At 33.5% G+C, this 22,381-nt stretch carries 21 protein-coding genes; 5 read left to right on the top strand and 16 right to left on the bottom strand.

The window, feature by feature from the left end:
* Nucleotides 1-97 precede the first annotated feature (97 nt).
* Nucleotides 98-910 carry a ZIP family metal transporter gene (locus tag GC105_RS11915; RefSeq protein WP_343030023.1) on the bottom strand — a complete coding sequence of 271 codons (813 nt, stop codon included), beginning with the start codon at nucleotides 908-910 and terminating at the stop codon, nucleotides 98-100.
* Nucleotides 911-1,243: 333 nt separating this feature from the next.
* On the opposite strand from GC105_RS11915, the gene GC105_RS11910 reads away from it, so the two are divergent.
* On the top strand, nucleotides 1,244-1,720 hold the full coding sequence (locus GC105_RS11910) for a DUF4489 domain-containing protein (protein ID WP_152805070.1): 477 nt from the start codon (nucleotides 1,244-1,246) through the stop codon (nucleotides 1,718-1,720).
* 96 nt (nucleotides 1,721-1,816) lie between these two features.
* Here the strand turns inward: GC105_RS11910 and GC105_RS11905 are convergent, their stop codons facing one another.
* Complete coding sequence (locus tag GC105_RS11905; RefSeq protein ID WP_152805068.1) at nucleotides 1,817-1,960, bottom strand: ribbon-helix-helix domain-containing protein; 144 nt, start codon at nucleotides 1,958-1,960, stop codon at nucleotides 1,817-1,819.
* A gap of 347 nt (nucleotides 1,961-2,307) precedes the next feature.
* Here GC105_RS11905 and GC105_RS11900 point away from each other — a divergent pair, with 347 nt between their 5' ends.
* On the top strand, nucleotides 2,308-2,979 hold the full coding sequence (locus GC105_RS11900) for a Crp/Fnr family transcriptional regulator (protein ID WP_152805066.1): 672 nt from the start codon (nucleotides 2,308-2,310) through the stop codon (nucleotides 2,977-2,979).
* A 98-nt stretch (nucleotides 2,980-3,077) separates the two neighbouring features.
* Here the strand turns inward: GC105_RS11900 and GC105_RS11895 are convergent, their stop codons facing one another.
* From GC105_RS11895 to GC105_RS11885, 3 genes are all read right to left on the bottom strand, one after another.
* Nucleotides 3,078-3,758, bottom strand: a complete 681-nt coding sequence (locus GC105_RS11895) for a rhodanese-like domain-containing protein (RefSeq protein WP_152805064.1) — start codon at nucleotides 3,756-3,758, stop codon at nucleotides 3,078-3,080.
* A 26-nt stretch (nucleotides 3,759-3,784) separates the two neighbouring features.
* Complete coding sequence (locus GC105_RS11890; RefSeq protein WP_152805062.1) at nucleotides 3,785-4,486, bottom strand: hypothetical protein; 702 nt, start codon at nucleotides 4,484-4,486, stop codon at nucleotides 3,785-3,787.
* A gap of 381 nt (nucleotides 4,487-4,867) precedes the next feature.
* Nucleotides 4,868-5,632, bottom strand: a complete 765-nt coding sequence (locus GC105_RS11885) for a glucose 1-dehydrogenase (protein ID WP_152805060.1) — start codon at nucleotides 5,630-5,632, stop codon at nucleotides 4,868-4,870.
* Nucleotides 5,633-5,892: 260 nt separating this feature from the next.
* On the opposite strand from GC105_RS11885, the gene GC105_RS11880 reads away from it, so the two are divergent.
* Nucleotides 5,893-6,492 carry a TetR/AcrR family transcriptional regulator gene (locus tag GC105_RS11880; protein WP_152805058.1) on the top strand — a complete coding sequence of 200 codons (600 nt, stop codon included), beginning with the start codon at nucleotides 5,893-5,895 and terminating at the stop codon, nucleotides 6,490-6,492.
* A 3-nt stretch (nucleotides 6,493-6,495) separates the two neighbouring features.
* Here the strand turns inward: GC105_RS11880 and GC105_RS11875 are convergent, their stop codons facing one another.
* The 3 genes from GC105_RS11875 to GC105_RS11865 all read right to left on the bottom strand — a co-directional run bounded on the left by GC105_RS11875 (nucleotide 6,496) and on the right by GC105_RS11865 (nucleotide 10,125).
* Nucleotides 6,496-8,766 (bottom strand): FtsX-like permease family protein, encoded by a 2,271-nt coding sequence (locus GC105_RS11875; protein ID WP_152805056.1) that lies wholly within the window; start codon nucleotides 8,764-8,766, stop codon nucleotides 6,496-6,498.
* Complete coding sequence (locus tag GC105_RS11870) at nucleotides 8,766-9,470, bottom strand: ABC transporter ATP-binding protein (RefSeq protein ID WP_152805054.1); 705 nt, start codon at nucleotides 9,468-9,470, stop codon at nucleotides 8,766-8,768. Before GC105_RS11870 ends, GC105_RS11875 begins: the two co-directional genes overlap by 1 nt.
* Nucleotides 9,471-9,597: 127 nt before the next feature.
* Entirely contained in the window at nucleotides 9,598-10,125 is a 528-nt protein-coding gene (locus GC105_RS11865; RefSeq protein ID WP_152805052.1) for a nitroreductase family protein, read from the bottom strand.
* Nucleotides 10,126-10,375: 250 nt separating this feature from the next.
* Here GC105_RS11865 and GC105_RS11860 point away from each other — a divergent pair, with 250 nt between their 5' ends.
* The gene (locus tag GC105_RS11860) at nucleotides 10,376-10,759 is read left to right on the top strand and encodes a metal-dependent transcriptional regulator (RefSeq protein WP_152805050.1); all 384 of its coding nucleotides are present in this window, start codon (nucleotides 10,376-10,378) and stop codon (nucleotides 10,757-10,759) included.
* Nucleotides 10,760-10,809: 50 nt separating this feature from the next.
* Here GC105_RS11860 and GC105_RS11855 read toward each other — a convergent pair whose 3' ends face one another.
* From GC105_RS11855 to GC105_RS11825, 7 genes are all read right to left on the bottom strand, one after another.
* On the bottom strand, nucleotides 10,810-12,555 hold the full coding sequence (locus GC105_RS11855) for an ABC transporter ATP-binding protein (RefSeq protein ID WP_152805047.1): 1,746 nt from the start codon (nucleotides 12,553-12,555) through the stop codon (nucleotides 10,810-10,812).
* A complete protein-coding gene (locus tag GC105_RS11850; RefSeq protein ID WP_152805046.1) occupies nucleotides 12,548-14,347 on the bottom strand; it encodes an ABC transporter ATP-binding protein in 1,800 nt (599 codons plus the stop codon). The genes GC105_RS11855 and GC105_RS11850 overlap by 8 nt, the downstream gene beginning before the upstream one ends.
* 195 nt (nucleotides 14,348-14,542) lie before the next feature.
* Nucleotides 14,543-16,294: an ABC transporter ATP-binding protein gene (locus GC105_RS11845; protein ID WP_152805044.1), complete on the bottom strand. Its 1,752-nt coding sequence runs from the start codon at nucleotides 16,292-16,294 to the stop codon at nucleotides 14,543-14,545.
* A complete protein-coding gene (locus tag GC105_RS11840; RefSeq protein ID WP_152805042.1) occupies nucleotides 16,287-18,116 on the bottom strand; it encodes an ABC transporter ATP-binding protein in 1,830 nt (609 codons plus the stop codon). The genes GC105_RS11845 and GC105_RS11840 overlap by 8 nt, the downstream gene beginning before the upstream one ends.
* A gap of 1 nt (nucleotide 18,117) precedes the next feature.
* A complete protein-coding gene (locus tag GC105_RS11835) occupies nucleotides 18,118-19,584 on the bottom strand; it encodes an ABC transporter ATP-binding protein (protein ID WP_152805040.1) in 1,467 nt (488 codons plus the stop codon).
* 10 nt (nucleotides 19,585-19,594) lie between these two features.
* Complete coding sequence (locus GC105_RS11830; protein WP_152805038.1) at nucleotides 19,595-20,317, bottom strand: CbiQ family ECF transporter T component; 723 nt, start codon at nucleotides 20,315-20,317, stop codon at nucleotides 19,595-19,597.
* Complete coding sequence (locus GC105_RS11825) at nucleotides 20,317-20,895, bottom strand: MptD family putative ECF transporter S component (RefSeq protein WP_152805035.1); 579 nt, start codon at nucleotides 20,893-20,895, stop codon at nucleotides 20,317-20,319. Before GC105_RS11825 ends, GC105_RS11830 begins: the two co-directional genes overlap by 1 nt.
* 61 nt (nucleotides 20,896-20,956) lie before the next feature.
* Here GC105_RS11825 and GC105_RS11820 point away from each other — a divergent pair, with 61 nt between their 5' ends.
* Nucleotides 20,957-21,205: a hypothetical protein gene (locus GC105_RS11820; RefSeq protein WP_152805034.1), complete on the top strand. Its 249-nt coding sequence runs from the start codon at nucleotides 20,957-20,959 to the stop codon at nucleotides 21,203-21,205.
* 207 nt (nucleotides 21,206-21,412) lie between these two features.
* On the opposite strand, the gene GC105_RS11815 is transcribed toward GC105_RS11820, so the two are convergent.
* Entirely contained in the window at nucleotides 21,413-22,372 is a 960-nt protein-coding gene (locus GC105_RS11815) for a helix-turn-helix domain-containing protein (protein WP_152805032.1), read from the bottom strand.
* Between the last annotated feature and the right edge of the window lie 9 nt (nucleotides 22,373-22,381).

The raw sequence follows: 22,381 nt of genomic DNA, 5'->3' as shown, positions 1-22,381 counted from the left end.
GATTTTTCATATGCTTCTACAATTCTTACTTATTTAAGATACATTTAATGTCATATGTTTCACATATTTAAGTATATTCTTTCTTACCTATGGTAATTCAACCAAGTGCAACATCTAATATCATCATTACTGTAAAACCTATCATCAACATCATAGATGCAAAATCTCTATCTCCATTTTCTTGGGAACCAGGAATAACTTCTTCCGCTACTACAAAAATCATCGCTCCTGCTGCGAAACTTAATGCATATGGTAGAAGAGGCTGCATTAATGTAACAGCTATAACTCCGATTACAGCTGAGATTGGTTCAACCATTCCTGAAAATTGCCCATAAAAGAAACTTCTTCTACGAGACATCCCATCTCTGCGTAGGGGTATTGAAACAGCCGTACCTTCAGGAAAGTTCTGAATTCCTATACCAATTGCTAACGCAATGGCTCCTGTTAAGCTAGCAGATGGAAAACCAGCAGCAACTGCTCCAAAAGCTACTCCTATTGCGAGGCCTTCAGGAATATTGTGTAAAGTAATGGCAAGAACAAGAAGCGTACTCCTACGTTTTCTAGTAGGATGCATACCTTCAGCATCAATAATTTGTGCATTTGGATGTAAATGAGGAATAATTTTATCAATCCCCCATAAGAAAATACCCCCTAATGAAAAACCTATTGCAGCAGGGAACCAACTAGGTAAAAAATTTCCTTCTGCCATCTCTATGGCAGGTGAGAGTAAAGACCAAAAACTCGCTGCTATCATAACACCACCAGCAAAACCTAACATTCCATCCATCAGTCGTTGATTCATTGTCTTAGTTGTAAATACCAATGCAGCTCCAACAGCCGTCATCCCCCACGTAAATAACGTGCCTATTAAGGCTTGATACATTGGATTTAGATTAATAAAATAATCGATCACTTAGGTTAACTCCTTTGGCTAAAATTTCAAATTCATTTGAATTTTCTATTGATATTAAATAACTACTACAATATATGCGTTACAGCCAAAAAGTTTACTTAGGGTAACAATTAAATATAAGACATTTTTATTTATTAAAAGACAAAATACAAATGATCCTTTTGATAGCTAATAAAGACAATCAATTTATCTAATCTTTGCATTAATACGCAATTTATATTTTAATAGCGAAAGAAACTCTTCACTATTATTCATATAGTTTAATACACTGTATTAAAGATTTATTGATCAATATAATAATTTCAATTATTTATAAAAGGAGGAAAAAATTTGATTTCAGTTCCGAAGACAAATAATTATAGTAATAAATCATATAAATTTGCACTAAAATGTGGAGAGAATAGCCGAGTTATTATTCCTGCCGGTCCAGTAGGAACTACCGTTACTGCTGCGGCCTTAACTATCAATTTATCTAACTATGTCAATCCCTGTATTAAATTAGATTATATAACTCAAATAATTGGTTTAGGTTTTGCAGGCACTTTAAATTTCCAAATATTTAGGACTTGTAATAATCAAGGACCTATACCTATTAGTCCTGAGTTCACTTATGAAGTAACAGTCCCTCAACTTATCACTAGTGATTTTTCATTTTTTACATGTGATTGCGATTTATGTCTTAATGATTGTTGCACCTATATTGTAGTTATTACAATTGGCGGTGGAGGTTTTGTCGGAAATGTAGGTGCTTTTTCTTCAAAGCTAATTGCAACTATTGTAGATAGCCCAAAACCTCAATGTCAATAATAATAATTCATATCATCAGTTTCCAAAAAACTAAATAAGCTACTTCTTTCTTTTCAAGAAGTAGCTTATTTAGAATGCAGATTATTTTGAAACAATTTATTTTTCTTTTTTCAACTGTTCTACTCTAAGTTTCAAGCCCTGTTTAATAATTGCAGTTAATGTAATACCAGTTTTTTCTGAAATTTCTTTAATTTCTTGATGATATTCATCTGCAAGCTTAATTGTAATATGTCTTGTCATTATTTTATACCCTCCGTTTTAGTTATTAACTTAAGCTTAGTATAGCATTAATTTTAATGCTTTTCAATGTCATCGTGACTGATGTTATCAAAACTGTGGAAGAAGTTACAATTTAATGAATTAATCTTCAGTATAAAAGCAGACACTACATACCTTCACAATAATTTATGATATACTAAAGTAGCAGATTGGATGCAATTGGGGATTACTTCTCACTTCTCAAGATTGCAAGTGCCAATGACCGAATTCAGCGTAGATGCTGAAGTGAATCTGCTACGACTTAAGTAGCTTCCTACATAATTCCATCCCAATTTATGATATTAATAATCTTTGGAGGGGTTATCATTATGATACAAGATGACAATATATCAATTTTATCTCAAGTATTAACATTCTGGGACAAATTAGAATCTAAAGACAAAAATTTAATTGTGGATCACACTATCAATACTACTTACCAACAAGGTAATTTTTATAGTGGTGAAAATGATTGTATTGGAATATTAATTATTAAAAGTGGTAGTTTCAGAATATATTTGCTATCTGAAGATGGTCGTGAGATAACACTCTTTCGCCTTGAAAAAGGTGATATCTGTGTACTATCTGCCACATGTATCTTTGAAAATATTACATTTGACGTTAATCTATCTGCTGAAGTAGAAAGTGAAGTTCTACTTATAAATCCAAAAGTTTTTTCAAAAATTGCATCTAAAAATATTTATGCTGAAAATTTCTTGTACAAAGAAGCAGCTAAGCGTTTTTCTGATGTTATGTGGACTATGGACCAAATTCTTTTTATGAAGTTTGATAAACGACTTGCACTCTTTTTACTCAATGAAATTTCTAGAAATAATAGTAATATTGTATATCTTACCCATGATCAAATTGCAAAACATCTTAGTTCTGCGAGAGAGGTAGTATCAAGAATGTTAAGTTATTTCGCTAAAGAAGGCCTGATAAAATTGTCTAGAGGAGAAATAACAATAGTCAATGAAACCGGGTTAGAAAAATTTTCTTAATATTTTAATATCATAGAAAATTAGTACTTATTATGCTCTTTTATAAAATGAATATCATGTTCTATTAAAAGATCATGATATTCATTTGTTGATATATTTTAATTTCTTGTTGCACCGTCCATACTATAGTTTACTTCCACTTTAAATTCAGCAGTATCTGTAATATACGCAGAATATTTTGCATCTGTATATTGCCCTAACCCACCAACATTGTATATTTTACTCATATCATATCCATTAGCGTCTAGAATTTGCATCATCCATGTAACACGAGCACCAGATTGACACATTACAAAGATGGTTTTATCTTTTGGAAATATTGAGTTTAAAATAGCTTCTGACTCAGCATAAACTGCTATAGGTTCTTGTGGTGAACCTCCAAATAATTGAATGTTTGTTTCATCTGTATGTGCTTTCTCGTTGAAAATAAATCCAAAATAAGGTACTACCTCAAAATTTTTAAAATGCTTTTGTGCATAGTTATCATAGTCTCTCAAGTCAATATAAACAACATCACTCCTATTTAAATATTGATCTAGATTATTTACATTGATTGATGAACAGGTTGCTGAATAATCACCATCTTGACAAACTACTTCATCGCCATCTTCTGTTGTATAATTCCCTTCAAGATTTATTGGTGCTGGTAATTCTTGTAGTACGAAATCATCACTTGGTTCACCATCGACTTGATCAGTTTCATTTGAAGAACATCCTGTAAAAAACAAAATACTTAATGTAATTAACACTACGGTAATTAATAACAATTTTCTTTTCATTTTAATCCCCCTAATATTTTTAATATTTATTCATGGAAAAATTCATTTTGAGAATGATAGTCTAATAATGAATTTATAATTCTAATAATATTATTTGCTGAAACAGAAGAACCAGTAAATGTATCAATAGTTAAATCTGATCTTCCTTCTCCTAATGTATAATCACTTGTTTCAATATCCCACATAGTACTCAATGTTTGAATATATGAACTTTCTTTTCCTTGAAAGTAATCTATGTATTGATCTTTAAAAATATCATAGGTTACTCCTGCTGGAGTAGGACTGCTATCACCCCAAAATCCTCCTAAATAATGTTCTGATGGGTCTTGATCGTAAGAAAGATATTTTATCACCACATCATCAGGATTGTTCGTATTTGGTAGACTAAGTTCTACATAAGCAGTTTGCCAATAATTCTCTGCTGCTGAACGACAAGTACAAGATAAATAAGTAACTTGATATTTAATATAATCGCGTGCTTTATACTCAAAATTTACGAAAGCATAGAAGTCTGATTCATTTTTAGGACCATCAATATGTTGAAAAGGTATAATTGATACCTTATTTGCAATAGACCCTGGTCCTAAATCACCACTATTATTAAGAAACTCATTTACTGATTCTAGATTAACATCAGACTCTGTACTACTACCTGCTGTAGGTGAACTACACCCTATCAGGCTAAAAATGATCCCCCCTAAAATAACTAATAATAAATACTTTTTCATTTTACATTCTCCTTTTAATTTTTTTCCTTAATTAACACTATAGGAATACAAATTAGTTTACTGTTATATTGTAAACGATATCTAAACCGTTATATGTGACTAAGTCACAAACATTGATAATATTTTATTTAATTTTTGTAAAGCTCAACTATATCCATGATATTTAAATATGAATATATTAATAGAATGTAAATTGATATTTCGCGATAAAGCAAAACAAAGAAAAAAAGGTACCCATAAATGTTTATATTAGCTTATAAAAAAGATAAAATCTTATTATACTAATAAAACTAGGATACCTCTACAAATATGTATATATCACTTATTTTAAAACACAAGTCAATCTTCTACAACTGTTATATGCTTACTACTCATAAACTATCAATATGCTGTCCATCCACCATCTACGGCTATACATTGTCCATTTATGAATCCAGCATCATCACTTGCTAGGAATACCGCAACTGTGGCTATTTCATTAGGTTTACCTGTACGAGGATTTGTACCAGAACCTGCCATTACTAGATTCATTCCATCTTCATTTATATTTTTCATAAAAGCTCCATTACCTATATCAGTCTCGATACCTCCTGGACAAATTGCATTGCATCTTATATTTTGCTTAGCATACATAATAGCAGTATTTTTTGTCAAACCTATAATTCCATGTTTTGATACTGTGTATGCAGCGCCAGCCCTTCCACCATGAAGTCCACCAATGGATGCAGTATTTATAATAACACCACTACCTTTTTCTTTAAAATAATTAATTGCTTTTTTAGTAGCATAAAATGGACCATTTAAGTTTACATTTAACACCTTTTCCCACATATCATCATTTACATCACCAACAGGACTAAAATCATCCATAATACCGGCATTATTAACTAAAATATCTAGAGTTCCAAACACTTTTATAGTTTCGTCTATCATTTTTTCTATTTGATCTTTATACGACACATCAGCTACAAGTGGTACAATTTTACCATCAAGATTTTTTGATTCCTCTACAAGTACATCTAACTTTTCAATACGACGTGCCACAGCCATAACTTTAGCACCTTCTTTTGCATAATAATATGCAATTTCTTTTCCCATACCCGAACTTGCTCCTGTGACAATTGCAACTTTTCCTTTTAACTTCATTTAATTTACCTCCTATTTTAAATCCTTATAGTTTCATATATTCCCATTATGGAGTATTGTAAACACGACTTAAGTATCGAGATTGAACAAATCTATTTTCTATTTCTTATCCTTTATATTGATAAAGAAGTTTAATATTTATGTAAATACTATTGTAAATGAAAGTCTTGCTTATTAATTAATCGATTATAAAAAAGAAATAAATATGGTATAATTTTTTATATGAACATATTTAAAAAATTAACGTTAGGTGATAATAGATGCAAATAAAAAAAGAATCAGTTCGAGAAGATATTCTGTCTGCTGCTGAAAAAGAGTTTTTAAAGCGTGGATTTAAAAACTCCTCTATGAGAACTATTGCAAAAAAATCTCATACTACTCTTGGTAATCTATATACTTATTTTGATGATAAAGAAGCTATTTTAGACACCATCATCGGTAATACTCCGACAAAGATTTTAAATGTAATAAAAGAACATGAATCTGCCATATCAACTTTTGATATTACTAAGGAAGAAATGGAATTAAACTTTCAAGATATAATAATGACCTACATGCCTAATTTTTTTCCTCTAGACCTCTTACTAAGCAACTCTCTTTTAATCTTAATGGAAGGATGTGAAGGTACTAAATATGAATCATATCGAGAAACATTTCTAGATCTTTTTCAAGAACATATAGCTATTCATTTAAATGTTGAAGGTAAATCATTTCTCGCTAGGTCAGTCGCTCATGGTTTTCTTTCGTCACTTTTATTCATCGGAAAAAATAAAAAAAATATGGAAGAAGGAAAAAATGAATTAATCACCTATATAAAGGTAATGGTCCTAGGAATGCCTATGCCCATTCCTAAAAAATAAAGTTTACTCCACTCCTTTTAAAGCAGAAACCATATCAATTTTCTTTAATTTCCGACTCAATAATCTATTAACTCCAATCGATAACATCAGTGTCCCTATAATAGAAAAAGCATATGAAAAGTACGAAATATTAACTGATAAGTCAAAGCTATCACCCATATATTTTAGCATGTAATTGAGTAATAGATACCCTCCTGGTACCCCTAATAGGGTTCCAAGTAATGTAATCCAGATATTCTGTATTTGTAAAATTTTCCTTAGCTTAGTGTATTGAAATCCTAACACTTTTAAGGTGGCTAGCTCCCGAATTCTTTCGTTAAAAGACAATACTCCGAGATTATATAAGACAACTACACCTAATATAACTGCTGCTGAAATCAATAATGCAATCATAGCATTCATTGTCTCCATCATTACATCCATATTATTAATAAGATCGTCTTTGGATTGTACAAAGCTAAATTCTTCTTGTGTGAATTTTGAAGTTTCCTCATTAGTTAACATAGCTGTTGGAACCATTATCTGATTCATATTTTTATAAGAATCCTCACTAATATATATTCCTTGACCTACAGGATTTTTGATTATGCGCATGATTTTACTCGTAAACCATTTATCTGTACCATATAGTCTCCATTTAAGCTGATCATTAATTTTTAGATCATAAAGTTTGGCGATCTTATTGGTTATAGCAACTCCTGAATTTGGTAAAGTAATACTTTTATCATCTATTCCCTTATACTTCAAATAGTCACCTTCGCCGATTACTGTCATTGCTAAACTAACCATTTCTCCATTATCATCAATTTCAATGGCAGACTCCTGTATAAATTGGCGATATCCATTTTTCTCAATCTCTAGAAATTTTTCTTGTGTTATTTTTTCAGATAGCCCTACTTTAGTATCATAAGTGTTAATATTCTTATAGGCAGTATCTGTAATCCCATGTACCGTATCCCTTAATCCAAATGCACAAATGATTAATGACATACAACCAAATATACCAATAATAGCAACCGCACAGCGAAGTTTATTTCTTAGCAAATCTCGTATATTCCATTGATAGTCAAATTTCATTAAATTCCACCATCTACTTTTTTCAAGCTTTGTATGCTTATTAATTTTAGGCGCTTTGGGCCTTAAAATGTCAGCCGCTACCCCTTGAAGCTCCATACGACAAGCAAAAAAACCACTTAATCCACAACAACTAATACAGAAGAATACAATCAATGCTACAGTTGGTTCAATTATTCCTTTCCATTCTGGTAGTGTATAAAAACCCTTTTGGAAACTAAAGATTATATCTGGCAAAATGATTGGTCCCGTAGTCATTCCTAACACACCACCTAGAATACCAATAAATGTACCATAACTTGTATAATGCCTTAAAATCTTTCCATTAGAAAATCCCAATGCTTTTAATGAACCGATTAGAGTTCTTTGATTTACCGTAATCCTAGTCATAGTTGTAAGTGTCGTTAAAATAGCTATTAAAAGAAATGCAATTGGAAAAATTGTTTCCATAGCTTTCATTTGATTTATTTCATTTTGAAACATTCGTACACTAGAATAATCTTCCTGCATCACAAGTACACTCTGCTTTTCTTTAAAGAGACTTAATTTGATGTCTTCTAATATCTTCTTATCTAAGTCAGTTACAATAATCAGTTGATTAAATGGTATTTCAAATTTTATATCTTGAGAGGATAAAAATGCGTAACCATAGTTATTGTGATCAGGAATCATTTCATTTTCATCTTTTACACCATAGACATACTCTGGATTTATAATAAGTCCCTTAACCCTCTTAGTCATTATTTGTCCCTGTACATACAATTTGATAGAGTCTCCCACTTTGATGGAATTTGCTTTGGCAAAAAGGCTATTTAACCAAATCCCGTCTTTGCTCCTTTGGAATGCCTCTCCTTCAACTAGATGATTTGAAGATATAGCATTACTCTCTACAATATTTAATTGTATAGTCGTTTTAGTATCATTCTCTAGTGAAGCATTTGTCTGAAACCTTCTCTCAACTTTTTCAACACCATCTTTAGATTCTAGTTGTTTTACGTCTTCTTTAGTAAAATCTAATCCGTATATTGTAGCGTTAGCAAGGTTAGTCTCTTTATAAAACACCTTGCTAGATTGGTCCATACCATTACCTACTGCGTGCATACCTGTAAAGATAAATATCCCCAAGAATATCATAATAAAAATGGATGTAAATTGAACAATGTTACTTTTGAGATCTCTTAGCATCTTTCTAAATAACATTACCAATTCACCTCATTTACTGGTATAGGATTATTATTAAAAATCACTTCTTGTACCTTTCCATTTTTAAGTTTAATTACTTTATCTGCAGCCTCAGCTAAAATAGCATTATGAGTTACAATAATCACTGTACGTCCTTCAATTCTACTCATATCTTGCAACAATGATAATATTACAACACCAGTATCTGAGTCCAATGCACCAGTTGGCTCATCACACAGAAGCAATTTCGGATTTTTAAAAATTGCCCTTGCAATAGATACTCTTTGCTGTTCTCCACCTGATAGCTGCGTGGGAAATTGAAATCTATGGTCATTTAATCCCACAGACTCCAATACACTTTCTACATCTAAAGTGCTTTTTACAATTTCCTTTACAAGTGCAACATTCTCACGGACAGTAAGACTAGGAATAAGATTATAAAATTGAAATATAAACCCAACATCAGTAGCACGATAATCAGTTAACTCTCTATCACTGCAACTAGTGATGTCTTTTCCATCCACTAAAATCGTTCCACTTGTAACAGTATCCATTCCACCTAATAGATTTAAGACTGTACTTTTTCCTGCGCCACTAGGTCCAAGCACAACAACGAACTCACCCTTACCAATAGTAAAATCTATATTATTAACCGCTAAAAATCTATTCTTACCCAGTTTATACTCCTTATTTACTTTTTTAAATTCTATGTAACTTTTCATAAGAACACTCCCTTTAACAAATTTAACAATTTGTATCAGAATATACTTTAGTATCCTCATTGTAAATATTAAAATCTTATTAAAAATCAATACTTAACAAACGTTCATTATTAAGTATTTTTTATAACTATTCAACAAAATCCACTATTTCTTCAACATTTCTTCTTGGACTTGCCTTTCCACTCCATTGTTGATCTGGATATCCCATGGCTATAATACCTACAGGCACCCAGTTCTTTGAGATATTAAACAAATCATATAGCTGTTCCTCATCAAAGTCTCCGATCCAACAAGTTCCCAAGTTGTAGTTCCACGCGGAAAGTAACAAGTTTTCTACAGCCGCAGCTGAGTCTTGTAAACAGTAATATTTTAATAATTTATCACCTTTTGATTCTCTAGCCAAACTAAAATCAGTTAATACTACAATTCCTACTGGCGCATGTTCAAAAAATTTTGCCCACTTTGAGCGTTCAGCAATCTTTATCTTTCTATTCGAATCTCTAAACACAATAAAATGCCATGGCTGCTGATTATGTGCCGAAGGAGCCCATCCTGCACATTCAATAATCTTCTTAATAAGATCATCACTTACATAATTATTTGTATCAAATTTTCTAATACTCCTTCTTGTTTTAATGGCTTCTATAACATCCATATGATCACCTCAAATAAATTTATTTTTCTATTATACATTAACATACATATACTACAAATTAAAAAGTAAAGTGATACTGATATGAACTTTACTTTAAATAACCTATTTACTAATAAGTTTATAAGACTATAAACAATTCAAGTATTACAAGAATTATATTTAATGTATATAATTTTATTATGTATTATTTGTTTTTTTTCTTAAAAGAATATAATATAATAATAAAACCTTAATAATATTGGAGGAAATTATGACAAAAAAACTCTCTTATACTATGGAAAACTATTTAGAAGCTATTTATGAACTTGCAAGCCCAGGAACAGGTGCAAGAGTTTCAGATATTGCACATAGACTTGGTGTTACCAAAGCAAGTACAAACAATGCTATGTCAACTCTAGCTGAAAAGGGACTAATCACCAATGAAAAATACAAAGAAATTTTTTTAACTCCCGAGGGATTAAGACTAGCTGAAATGACCTCGAAAAAACATCAAGTCATACATGATTTTTTTACAAAAATACTTAAAATCGATTCCATTATAGCTGATGCAGATGCATGTGCCATTGAGCATGTAATAAGTAGTGATTCTATCTCTGCTATGGAGTCATTTATGAACAAAATTAAAAGTAAATGAATCTATGATGTATAGAATTCATTTACTTCTATAGCAATAAGATTATTTCACTAGATACTCCATTTTTCTGCAACCTGTCGAATAGCAAGGAACCTCTTGTAAATGCCCTCTTCTTTTAGTAATGATTCGTGTCCACCTCTTTGCACAATACGCCCTTGATCTACTACAAGTATCTGATCTGCATTCTGAATGGTGGCAAGTCGATGAGCTATAATGATCATTGTTTTGCCATGTACCAATTCGCTAATGGCCTGTTGTATGGCATGTTCATTCTCAGGGTCTACACTAGCTGTTGCCTCATCTAAAATAATGATAGGTGCATTTTTAAGCATTGCTCTGGCTATAGAAATCCGCTGTTTTTCTCCTCCAGATAGGGTTGAACCACCATCTCCTATAACCGTATCATATCCATTTGGGAGATCCATAATAAAATCGTGACAGCAAGCTTTTTTTGCTGTTTCCACAACCTCTTCAAAGCTTGCATTTGGTTTTCCAAATCGAATGTTTTGAAGGACTGTATCGTGAAATAAATATACCTTTTGAAACACCATACTCACGTTCTTAAGAAGACCATCGCAGGTCATACTTCTAACATCTACTCCTCCTACGGATATACGCCCCTTATTTACATCGTAGAATCTGGCAATGAGATTACATATAGTGGACTTGCCACTTCCTGAGGGGCCGATAATTGCCGTGGTAGTGTTCTCTGGAATCTTGAAGGATATATCTTTTAATACCTCCTGATGATCATATGCAAATGTGACGTCCTCAAACTGAATATCATATGCTGATAATTTTATATCTGCGCTATCCTTATCGATAAACTGGGCACTTTCTATAGCCTCTAATTTATCCATTGTCACATCGATGATTTCTAAAACATGGATTGCTCCATTTACCGCTTCGATATGTCCAAAGATCACAAAAGAGAAAATAGTCATCATTAACATAGTGGGAATGTCCATTTTTCCATTTGCCGTTAGAATCGCCGATACCAAAACGATTCCTATTGATGAGGACTTAAGGGCAAATAAATGTAGACAGTTATACAAAACATAATTCTTTTCTATTTTTACATTAATGTCCTTACTCATTTTATACGCATTACGAATGCCTTCCCTTGAAACCCCGTCTTGTTTAAAGGCCTTTACCACTGCAATACCTCTTATATATTCAATTGTAGCTGCAACCATATTATCCTGGGCTTCCTGATGTATTGGCGCATTTTCATTGCTTTTCTTCCCCAATAATCTCAGAAATATAGCAGATAAGAATATTCCTGTTAAGGTAATCAAACCTACCCATACATTGTAAAACAGTAAACATATGGTCATGGTAAATACGCTAATATAACCATTTATCACAACGTCGATCATTCTCATTCCTAGCATCTCAATAAAGGATAAATCCGTAGTTACTGCTGACGTAATTTCTCCAGTATTGGTTTTGGTAAAAAATCCTAACGATACTCGTTTTAACGTATCACCAATAGATATTCTTTGCTGTGCAGTTACTTCATATGCGATACTATCCTGTGCAACAGCTCGAAGATAGGCAAAGATGAATCTCCCTAAAACAGCAATCACCATAAACCCTAACATATAGAAGGCATAATCTGTTGTCAGCTTGCCCATTCCATTCATATCCTCTAAAATTAGATTTAATCCATATGCAGTGGCCATAATAGGCATAGCGATAAACATGGCATGAAAGAAAGAATAGACAAATCCTTTGTATAAACGTTTTTTACGCTTACCTGTCCAGTAGATAATTCTTTTTAATGATTTAAACATATTGTTTCCTCTCTCCTTTCACGCTATGGGCAGCCCATTTTTTTGCACCAATATGTGCTTCCCACATATTCTTATAGGTCACGCACTCCCCTAGTAATTCTTCATGGGTCCCTGTTTGAGCTATATGTCCTTTTTCCATAACGATAATCTGGTGTGCATTTTTTATAGTTGAAAGCCTGTGAGCGATAACCAACAAAGTCTTTCCTTTCGTTAAGGCAGCAATAGATTTTTGAATCTTATCTTCATTTTCTGGATCTGTAAAAGCAGTAGCCTCATCAAGTATTACGATTGGTGAATCTTTTAGGATCGCTCGCGCGATGGCAATCCTTTGTTTTTCTCCTCCTGATAATCTTCCTCCTGCCTCCCCCGCATTGGTATGGTATCCCTTATCTAGTGCAGTAATGAATTCGTCACAGCAAGCGGCCTTTGCTGCTTCTATTACCTCTTCATCAGATGCCATTGGATTCCCAAGTCGTATATTTTCCATAAGGGAGCAGTTAAAAAGAAAATTATCCTGGGTTACAAAGCTCACTATATCCGCAAGTTGTGATAAAGGAATATCTTTAATATTGCAACCACCTATTTTAATGGCTCCACTGCCTACATCCCAAAACCGGGCAATCAATCTAGCAACTGTAGATTTGCCTCCCCCTGAGGGGCCAACCAAAGCTGAGATAGTCCCTTGCTTGAGCTTGAGGCTAATATCACTTAACACGATGTTTTCCATTTTCTCTACGTTCTGAGTATGCTGCGTATCATATGAGAAGGAAACATGCTGAATGTCGATATGGTATTGTTCAAGATGAACTTGTTTATGTTTATCAGGTAGCTCTTCAAGATGCAAAAATTCATTTGCATCTTTTACTGCATATTCAATAGATTTGAGATCATTAACAAAGACTGTAAAGCTAGTTAATGGTGCTACAATTCCCATGGACAATATCATACACATAGTAAGTTCCGCGATAGTTAATGATCCATCTATGTACAAGATCATCCCTATAGGCATCGTACCAAGTAAGGTAGAAGGTAAAACTGCCCCACCAAAGTTCATGAGTTTCCAAGTGCTCGTAAACCAATTCATCGTAAATTCTTTAAAAGATTCTACAGCTTTTTCAAACTTTTGGTAAGATGAGGTGGACTGGTTAAATGCTTTGATCACTTCAATCCCTTCCACATATTCTACAATTACGCTATTTACATAATTACTGGATTCCATATACTCAGCATACTGTTGATTATAGTTTTTCATCATTATTCCATATGCTACAACTGCTATGGGTACAGTGACCATTGCCGCAAGTGCCATACGCCAATCTATGAGAATAATGTATACAAATACAGCTAAAGGCAAAAGTAGATTAGAGATGCCTTCTGGTATCATATGAGCTAGAGGTAATTCAATGGTTTCTACCCGATCTACCATAACACTTTTTAGCTTCCCTACTGTTTGATTTAACACCGTACCTAGCGGTGCTTTCATCAATTTATCCGCAATCTTTATCCTCATATTCTCTAATATGCTATATGCAGATACATGGGCTAATGTAGTAGATATACCATAAAATACGATCTTCACCATATACCCTCCAATACATATTCCCCCCCAAAACAAAATGCTACTTGTTGTTTGGGTTCCATGAAAAAACAAAATAATTATTTGGTATACGCCAATATAAGGTACCATACCACCTCCAACGCTTATTACGGCGCATAATACTGACAAAATCATTTTCACCTTGCACTCTGTGGCAAAAGACAAAACCGTTGCCAACCAATTCTTTTCTTTCATTTCATACTCCTCCCATATGCTTTATTAACAACAACTGCTTAACTCACTAATTTCTTCTTAACAATAATAAAGGTCAATTAACCTAAGTTAATCAACCTTTATTATAAATACAATTAAATGACCTTTCTACTCCAGCAAGTTTATTTCGGCTCCATTTAGACAGACATTTAGATTATTGAAACTTTTTGTCTCTACCTACACACTCCATCCTAAGCTTTGCTGTTGAATACAATAAAGCTTTTCATACAATCCACAATTGGCTATAAGTGTGTCATGGGTACCCTCTTCAACTACCTCTCCATTATTTAACACAATAATTTTATCTGCACCAACTATTGTTCTTAATCTATGGGCGATAACGATAACTGTTTTTCCAGCAATTAATCTTGAGATTGCTTGTTGAATGAGCACTTCATTTTCCGGATCCAGTGAAGATGTAGCCTCATCAAGTAGAACAATGGGTGCATTCTTTAGCAATGCTCGAGCAATTGAAATCCGCTGTCTTTCTCCTCCTGAAAGGGTATATCCATTTTCTCCAAGCATTGTCCCGTATCCCTCAGGCATATTGGTGACAAATTCATCACAGCAAGCTACTTTTGCCGCTTCCATAACCTCATGATCTGTAGCATTCATGTTTCCAATTCGGATATTGTTAAAGATGGTATCATTAAACAGCACTACATCTTGAAATACAAAAGCCATATAACTCATTAAATGCTCTGGATCTAAAGTCTTAATGTCAATACCGCCAATTCTTATCGTGCCTTTATTCACATCCCAGAAACGAGCGATTAATTTAGATATGGTACTTTTTCCGCAACCAGAGGGTCCTACTAAAGCAGTAATCCCATTTCCAGGAATAGATACTGATATATTTTTGATTACGGATTCCTCTAATGAATTTACTTCATTGTAACTAAAGTTTACATTTTCAAAATCGATTGTATAATCTTTTAGTTCTATTTCCGCATCTCCCTCCATTACTGGTGTTGAAATGAGTGTTCTCAACCTCTTTGTGGACTCTCGTAAATATAAGAGTTCTGGAAGAAGAGTAAGTTCTACGAGAATTGGCCCATATATTCTCACTACAATAAGAAAAAACATGAGTAGTGGTACTAATTCAATTTTGCCTCCAGTTAGGAGATATGTGCCTACAAAAACAGTGAGTCCCACACCTGCTTGCACAATAATTTGCGCACCAGTAACAAAAACACCTGTTGTAAATTCCATCTGGATTGCCAATTTCTTCATGCGGCGAAGAGCATCATCTAAGGCAACAAATTTATCTCCATCTAAACCATTGGCTTTGATTACCTTAATTCCCTCTAAGTATTCTTGTATCTGTCCCGACGCTTTTAATTTTGCCTCTATATGCTTTACACCTAATTTCAGTTGAATCTTTTTACTTGCAAAAATAATGAAGAAAGCAATAGGAACTGTACAAAATACAGTGAGCGCTAATCTCCACTCAAAAAAGGCAAGCATTACACTAATTGCTGTAATTGAAATTGCATTAGCAAAAAGTTGTGGAATGACATGGCTAAGTACATGCTCCGTTGTTGCACAATCTCCCATGATATTGGTGGTTAATTCTGTTAAATCTTTAGAATTAAAAAAACTCATAGGCAATTTTCTGATATGCTCAGCAATACGAATCCGAGTAGCTTCTGCTTCCATATAAGATGTTACATAGGTTTTTTTATAATCATTTTTATTCGCCATGAAAACAAGAACTGCTCCTATAACTCCGAAACCAAAATACATCCACATTCTCGACCATGATATTTCCTCTCCCATAAGGGGTTTTAATAATTCAAGAAAGATCTGAATGGTGATACCAAAAGGTAACATCAAAGACAAATTGGTTATGGTACAAGCAAAAATAGCTTTCTTTAAGTCAGAATGTCCTTTATGTGTTAAGTAAAGCATTTCTTTTAAGTTAAGCATTGATGCGCCCCTCCTCTTTGCTATGAATTTTCCAGTCAAGGGATTTGGTATACATTTCCCACATATCATAATACTTGCTTTTCTTCTTCATTAACTCATCGTGACTACCTTGTTCAACAAGTACTCCTTTATCCATAACAATTATTTTATTGGCACTTCTAATTGTTGATAGGCGATGTGCAATCATAATAACGGTTTTCTTGTCCATTAGTTTTTCAAATGCCTTTTGTATCAAGTATTCATTTTCTGGATCTGTAAATGCAGTTGCTTCATCAAGTACAATAATAGGTGCATTTTTTACAATAGCTCTTGCAATAACAATGCGTTGCTGTTCTCCACCTGACAGATGAACCCCCTTCGTACCAATGACTGTATGATATCCTTGAGGAAGCCTTTTAATAAATTCATGGCACTGAGCAGCCTCTGCTGCCGCTATGACCTCTTCATCTGTAGCACTCAAATTTCCAATTCTAATATTGTCCATAATACTTTGCTTAAACAAAAACACATCTTGAAATACAAAACTTACCTTTTTCATTAAATAATCCAGATTCATTTTACGTATATCCACATTGTCAATTTGAATACTGCCCTCTGTCACATCAAAGAAGCGAGGGATTAGATGAGCAATTGTACTTTTCCCTCCTCCTGAGGGTCCAACTATGGCTGTCACTTCTCCTTGATTTGCATGAAAAGATACATTAGTCAAAGCAGAAGCATCTTTATTTACATCATAGGAAAACGAAACATCTTGAAACACAATATCGTGACCTTTACATGTTTCGGGTGTATCTGTTTCAGCCAATGGTTCATTACGTAGTATATCGTCCATACGTTCCACACCACCAATTATTTGCATGCCACTACTGGATACGTACATTATTTTCATCATAACAGAGGAAATAGAGGGAACAAAAATAAGGTAGAATATAAATGTTGTTGCAAAAGACTCATAATTTGTGGTCCTTAGACCCAAAAATATACCAACTGGTATTAAAAACAAGTAAATATTATTTACAATAGTGGTAAATCCGGACATATAATTTTCCCAACTCAAAGTATAGGGAATGACAAATTTCGTATAGCTCTTAATCGTCTCATGCAATCTTCTAAAAGAATATACCGTCTGTCTAAATGCTTTTACCACAGTGATCCCACGAATATACTCTACTGAGGCATTATTCATATCTTCTATTGCATTTTGATATTGGTTCATCATGGTTTTGGCACCAGCATTTCCATATGCTTTAAATTCCAATCCAAAAGCAACAAGTATGCCAACAATTGCTGCCAATCCAAATCTCCAATCAAAAATGAGCAAAATTGCAACCATAACAATTGGTGCCACAATTGCTGCTACAATATCTGGTAGTTGATGTGCGATAAATCCTTCTACCTTTTCAATATTCTCATCCATTATTTTACGCATCTTACCACTACCTATTGTTAGATGAAATCCAAGGGGTAATTTTGCAAGATGAAATGCAAACTTTACCTTTAATTCATAAAGGGTTCCAAATGCCGCAAGATGAGAACAAATCAAAGCAAAAAAATAGAATAAAACATTTCCTAAAATACCTCCAAATGCAATCCAACCAAAGCCTATTGTTCTATGTACATCTAAACTTTGGAAATTTGGATATACGCTCATTATTTCTCCCACAATATAATAAATAGAAATATAAGGTACAAAAGAAATAATGGAAGCCAATGCTGACAATACAACTGAGGCAATCATTAGTGGTTTCTTTGTTGCTGCTAGCTCCATAAGCCTTGCTGTACCGTTTTTTGTCCTCGTAGTTTTTGTGTCTACTTTTTCCATTTTAACCTCTCCCTTCAATAAAATATTCTTTTACTTTTTCAATCCCCTCTTTATCTAATGGATAGTAATCCTCTACCTTACCCTTTGCTAAATGTAATACTCTGGTACAGCAACCTAAGATAAATTCTAAGTCATGGGTTATGATTATCGTAGCAGAAATATCATGGGACATTCTTTTAATCAACTTACAGATTTTTGTCATATTTGTGTAATCAAGTCCACTAGTAGGCTCATCATAAATTAGAATATCCTTATTGGCACAAATAGCACTGGCGATTGCCACTCTTTGCTTTTGACCACCTGATAACGCCATAGGATGTGTATCTTTTTCGTCTAAGAGATTTAAACTATGTAATAGTTCGTCTAGGTGATCTAAAACTTCCCTGTTTTGATTTAGGATAACCTCCTCAGTAACACTTTCTGTAAATAGCTGATGATTCACATCCTGCATAACCATATAGCTTTTGGCCGTTCGCTTCTTATTATTTAACTTCTCAGTTCCCATGAAATAATTCCCTTCATGCTTCATCACCCCACAAAGGCAGTTTGCAAAAGTAGACTTTCCTGCGCCATTGTCTCCAACAACAGCAATTATCTCTCCATGTGATATGGTTAAATCTACAATATCAAGAATGGTATTTTTTCCACGCTTACAGTTCAGTTTCTTAATCTCTAATTTGTCGCCTGTACTTTGTATGATTTTTATTTCAGCTTCAATCTGGTTCAAATCAAGTGTTCTAAGTCCCATGGCTGCAATTTCATTACCATGTAAAGCATTCAACTCCTGTGCGTTTATTTCCTTCTTGATTACTCCATCTTCCATATAAATATACCTATCCGCTAATTCTTTCAGATAATATAAGCGATGTTCGGAAACAATTATGGTTTTACCCTGTTGTTTTAATTTAGCAATGATTTTTCTAAGGTTTTCAATAGACCTTGAATCTAAATTAGAAGATGGTTCATCTAAAACAAAAATCTCTGGTTTCGTTGCATAAATTGACCCACAGGCTATTCGTTGTTTTTCTCCACCGGATAGTTCAAAGATGCTGCGATTCATTAACCGATCTAAATCAAATAACTGCTTCGTCTCTTCTACCCGTTCTAATATGTCCTCTACTACCATACCCTGATTTTCACATCCAAATGCTAACTCGCTTGTGGTATCAACATTAAAGAACTGAGAACCTGGATTTTGAAACACCGAACCTACCAACTCTGCGGTCTTTGAAATAGGCTGATTAGATATATCCTTGCCATCAATAGTAATACTTCCCATTAACCTTCCTTGGTAAAAATGAGGTATTAATCCATTGATTAATCGTGTAATTGTAGTTTTACCACATCCACTCTTTCCGCATAAAACAATACACTCTCCCTTTTGTATATTGAGATTAACGCCGACAACGCCTTTATCTTTCGTTCCCTTTTCTCCATACATAAATATTACATTTTCTAGTTTTATCATTGCTTCCTCCTCAATTCATCATGGAATAAGCCATAAATCCAATACTAATTAGTACTACAAAATAATCTAGATAACCAAAAACAACCTTGGTTATGCAAGAACGTTTTTTATCTCCCCCAAGGCCTCTAGAAAGAGATGCTGCTGAAAGTTCATCTGAAATTTTAACTGCTGACATAAGAAGTGGCACCATAACATATTCCATAGTCAACATAGGCTGACAAACTACTGTTCTAATAGATATATGAATTCCTCTGAACTTCATAGCATTTTGGATCGATACCCATTGTTCCTTTATGGTGGGAAAAAATCGAAACATTACTGAAAATGGGATCACTATTTTTTTTGTGATATGCATTTTCTCAAATGCTGCAATAAATTCACTAACAGTTGTCGTCCTTACAATTAATGTCAAGGACATTACAATGGGAAGAAATATACGGAACACTCTGCTTACTGTTAATAACAAAACTCCTAGTGTACCACTAAACATTGAAGCAACATTGATATCCACGTACATCATAATAGCAAATGTCACAATCATTTTTATCGTATAGTTTATTTGTTTGCCGTTAAAGAGCAATAGCGATATAAAGACAAAAAATATGATCTCTGAAACCACCTTTGATATTCCACGCATTAACGTAAAGCTAGAAGCAATAAATAAAACAATTTTGCTTCTAGGATCCATCCAGATGAATGGTCTATTGGAAAAACCAAATGAAGCATCCCCCACTATACGACGCCCGCCTTTTCAAAATGCTTCTTTAATATCTTTTTACCTATTGTTGCACCGATAAATCCACCGATAATCCCCAAAGCAATGAGCACTAGAATAATCCAACTTGGCGTAAGCGCATCCAACTTATCCGCATATTCTTGACCATAGTACTGTACAACTGATGCAAGAAAAGAATCTTTTGCAATCAAGATTGCAAGAAAAGGTCCAACTGTTGTGCAAGCAAATGCACAGAAACTAGCAGTAGCAAATTTCATTGATTTATAGTTTCCCATTCCAAACAAAATCTCTGCAATTATTCCACAAATCACAGCATATACACCAGATATCCAAGTCCCTGATAAGATGACCAAACCAACTAAAATAGATAAAATTAATATAGCTCCCCTTTTGGGTACCTTCATTATATAGAGCATATAGACTGTACCACATGTGATTCCTGCAAAAAATGGTGCAAAAATATAGGTAATCGGTATAAATCCAACTACAGTTACTGTTGCCACCATCACAATGATATACATGGCACCAAATATACCAGCGCTAATTAAATCTTTTGTCTTTAACTTGTTATCCATACAATCCTCCTAAGTAAAAAATGATAATATCTTTTTTTCCCCTTCTTCATCAAGTGGGTAATTGTCTATTATACAACCTTTTTCAAAATGCAAAACATATGTACAACTTGCCATGATTAGTTCAAGATCATGTGAAATAATGAACAGAGTTTTTTCTGTTCTTGTAGTTGTTTTAGATGACTTGAGACTTCTATCATATGACGTAAATCAAGTCCACCATAGCCATTGGGTTTTCATAAAAACTCCTGTTCCAAAACCAACCCCTCGCATACGCATAGCATCGTTAACAGAGCCTGCTTTATACTGTTAGTAAACTCTAACATTTTCATCTAAATAAAAGCGTCTTTCGACACAGATAAACACATGTTAATATTGTATGAGTATATCTTTTACAAAAAATGAAATCCACTCCATTCAGTCGAAATACGATCCATTCAGACATATGCTTTTTCAATATTGATAAGAGGGATTTGATTAGATACATACCGCTATTCTAGTACGTGAAAAGATTATTTGTTCATACAGATACTTTTCTATATTGAAAAGGAGGTACACCCATGACATCTTTAAACGCTTTAGCAAATTTACTTGAATTGTCATAACCCATTTTGCCAGCTATCGTCATTATATTGTCGTTGGTTTCACGTAGCAGTAAGGCGGCTTTTTGCATACGATATGCCCTCATATATGCATAAATAGAAGTGCCATAAATACACTTAAAACAAGTTTTCATTGAAGTCAAGGGTATCTTAAACTTACAGGATAACTCTTCTAAGGTAAAATGATGTTCTAAATGATCTCTCATGTACTTCATAATGGCCTTTAAGGTATCAACCTGAGCTTTAGAAAAATACAGTTTTTCTATACACGTACTAGGGACATCTATCACACTTAGAAACAAGAGAAGTTCTAACACTTTTATTTTAAAATAGTTCATTCGAATTTTATCAGATACTGTATAAAGCTCAGAAAAAATATGTTCGATAGAGTCTTCTCCACGTATAATAAAGGGTGTTTTACCTGAACAAAGCTTTGTACGTAAAGCTTGTAGATCTATAGAAAAACCATCTAAAATAGTAGATAGAATTCCTGATGCTTCTTCTAAGTATATGGCAATTGTAATCCCATGATAGTGTCTTAAAGGAAACCCAAATCCTATAGCATGGTGCTCTCTCGAATTAATTTGAAAGTCACCCTCCTGCAAGTACATATAGGAGTCATTTTCAAATTCCCATTCAATACGACCTTCTCTACAATGATCAATTCCAATCATCTCTACATTAGGTCTTAGCTGCGAAATGCAATTTTCCATATGAAAATCATTATAGATCAAATCAATACCAGGCAATACATGATAACAAGTCATATATCCTTCTCCACTTTCATCTTCCATTCTGTATACTTCATAATCTTCTTCTCTTTTGATTACAACAACGTTATTTCCGTAAAAAACCTTATCTTCAAGGCACGATATCATTCTGAATTC

Origin of the sequence: Alkalibaculum sporogenes (assembly GCF_009362815.1) — a bacterium.
GTDB lineage: Bacteria > Bacillota > Clostridia > Eubacteriales > Alkalibacteraceae > Alkalibaculum_A > Alkalibaculum_A sporogenes.
This window is presented reverse-complemented; position numbering and strand designations above follow the sequence as displayed.

What these genes read in the sequence shown, in the direction of transcription:
- GC105_RS11905 (WP_152805068.1), bottom strand. Translation starts at nt 1,960, where the DNA reads ATGACAAGACATATTACAATTAAGCTTGCAGATGAATATCATCAAGAA.
- GC105_RS11900 (WP_152805066.1), top strand. Translation starts at nt 2,308, where the DNA reads ATGATACAAGATGACAATATATCAATTTTATCTCAAGTATTAACATTC.
- GC105_RS11895 (WP_152805064.1), bottom strand. Translation starts at nt 3,758, where the DNA reads ATGAAAAGAAAATTGTTATTAATTACCGTAGTGTTAATTACATTAAGT.
- GC105_RS11890 (WP_152805062.1), bottom strand. Translation starts at nt 4,486, where the DNA reads ATGAAAAAGTATTTATTATTAGTTATTTTAGGGGGGATCATTTTTAGC.
- GC105_RS11885 (WP_152805060.1), bottom strand. Translation starts at nt 5,632, where the DNA reads ATGAAGTTAAAAGGAAAAGTTGCAATTGTCACAGGAGCAAGTTCGGGT.
- GC105_RS11880 (WP_152805058.1), top strand. Translation starts at nt 5,893, where the DNA reads ATGCAAATAAAAAAAGAATCAGTTCGAGAAGATATTCTGTCTGCTGCT.
- GC105_RS11875 (WP_152805056.1), bottom strand. Translation starts at nt 8,766, where the DNA reads ATGTTATTTAGAAAGATGCTAAGAGATCTCAAAAGTAACATTGTTCAA.
- GC105_RS11870 (WP_152805054.1), bottom strand. Translation starts at nt 9,470, where the DNA reads ATGAAAAGTTACATAGAATTTAAAAAAGTAAATAAGGAGTATAAACTG.
- GC105_RS11865 (WP_152805052.1), bottom strand. Translation starts at nt 10,125, where the DNA reads ATGGATGTTATAGAAGCCATTAAAACAAGAAGGAGTATTAGAAAATTT.
- GC105_RS11860 (WP_152805050.1), top strand. Translation starts at nt 10,376, where the DNA reads ATGACAAAAAAACTCTCTTATACTATGGAAAACTATTTAGAAGCTATT.
- GC105_RS11855 (WP_152805047.1), bottom strand. Translation starts at nt 12,555, where the DNA reads ATGTTTAAATCATTAAAAAGAATTATCTACTGGACAGGTAAGCGTAAA.
- GC105_RS11850 (WP_152805046.1), bottom strand. Translation starts at nt 14,347, where the DNA reads ATGAAAGAAAAGAATTGGTTGGCAACGGTTTTGTCTTTTGCCACAGAG.
- GC105_RS11845 (WP_152805044.1), bottom strand. Translation starts at nt 16,294, where the DNA reads ATGCTTAACTTAAAAGAAATGCTTTACTTAACACATAAAGGACATTCT.
- GC105_RS11840 (WP_152805042.1), bottom strand. Translation starts at nt 18,116, where the DNA reads ATGGAAAAAGTAGACACAAAAACTACGAGGACAAAAAACGGTACAGCA.
- GC105_RS11835 (WP_152805040.1), bottom strand. Translation starts at nt 19,584, where the DNA reads ATGATAAAACTAGAAAATGTAATATTTATGTATGGAGAAAAGGGAACG.
- GC105_RS11825 (WP_152805035.1), bottom strand. Translation starts at nt 20,895, where the DNA reads ATGGATAACAAGTTAAAGACAAAAGATTTAATTAGCGCTGGTATATTT.
- GC105_RS11815 (WP_152805032.1), bottom strand. Translation starts at nt 22,372, where the DNA reads ATGATATCGTGCCTTGAAGATAAGGTTTTTTACGGAAATAACGTTGTT.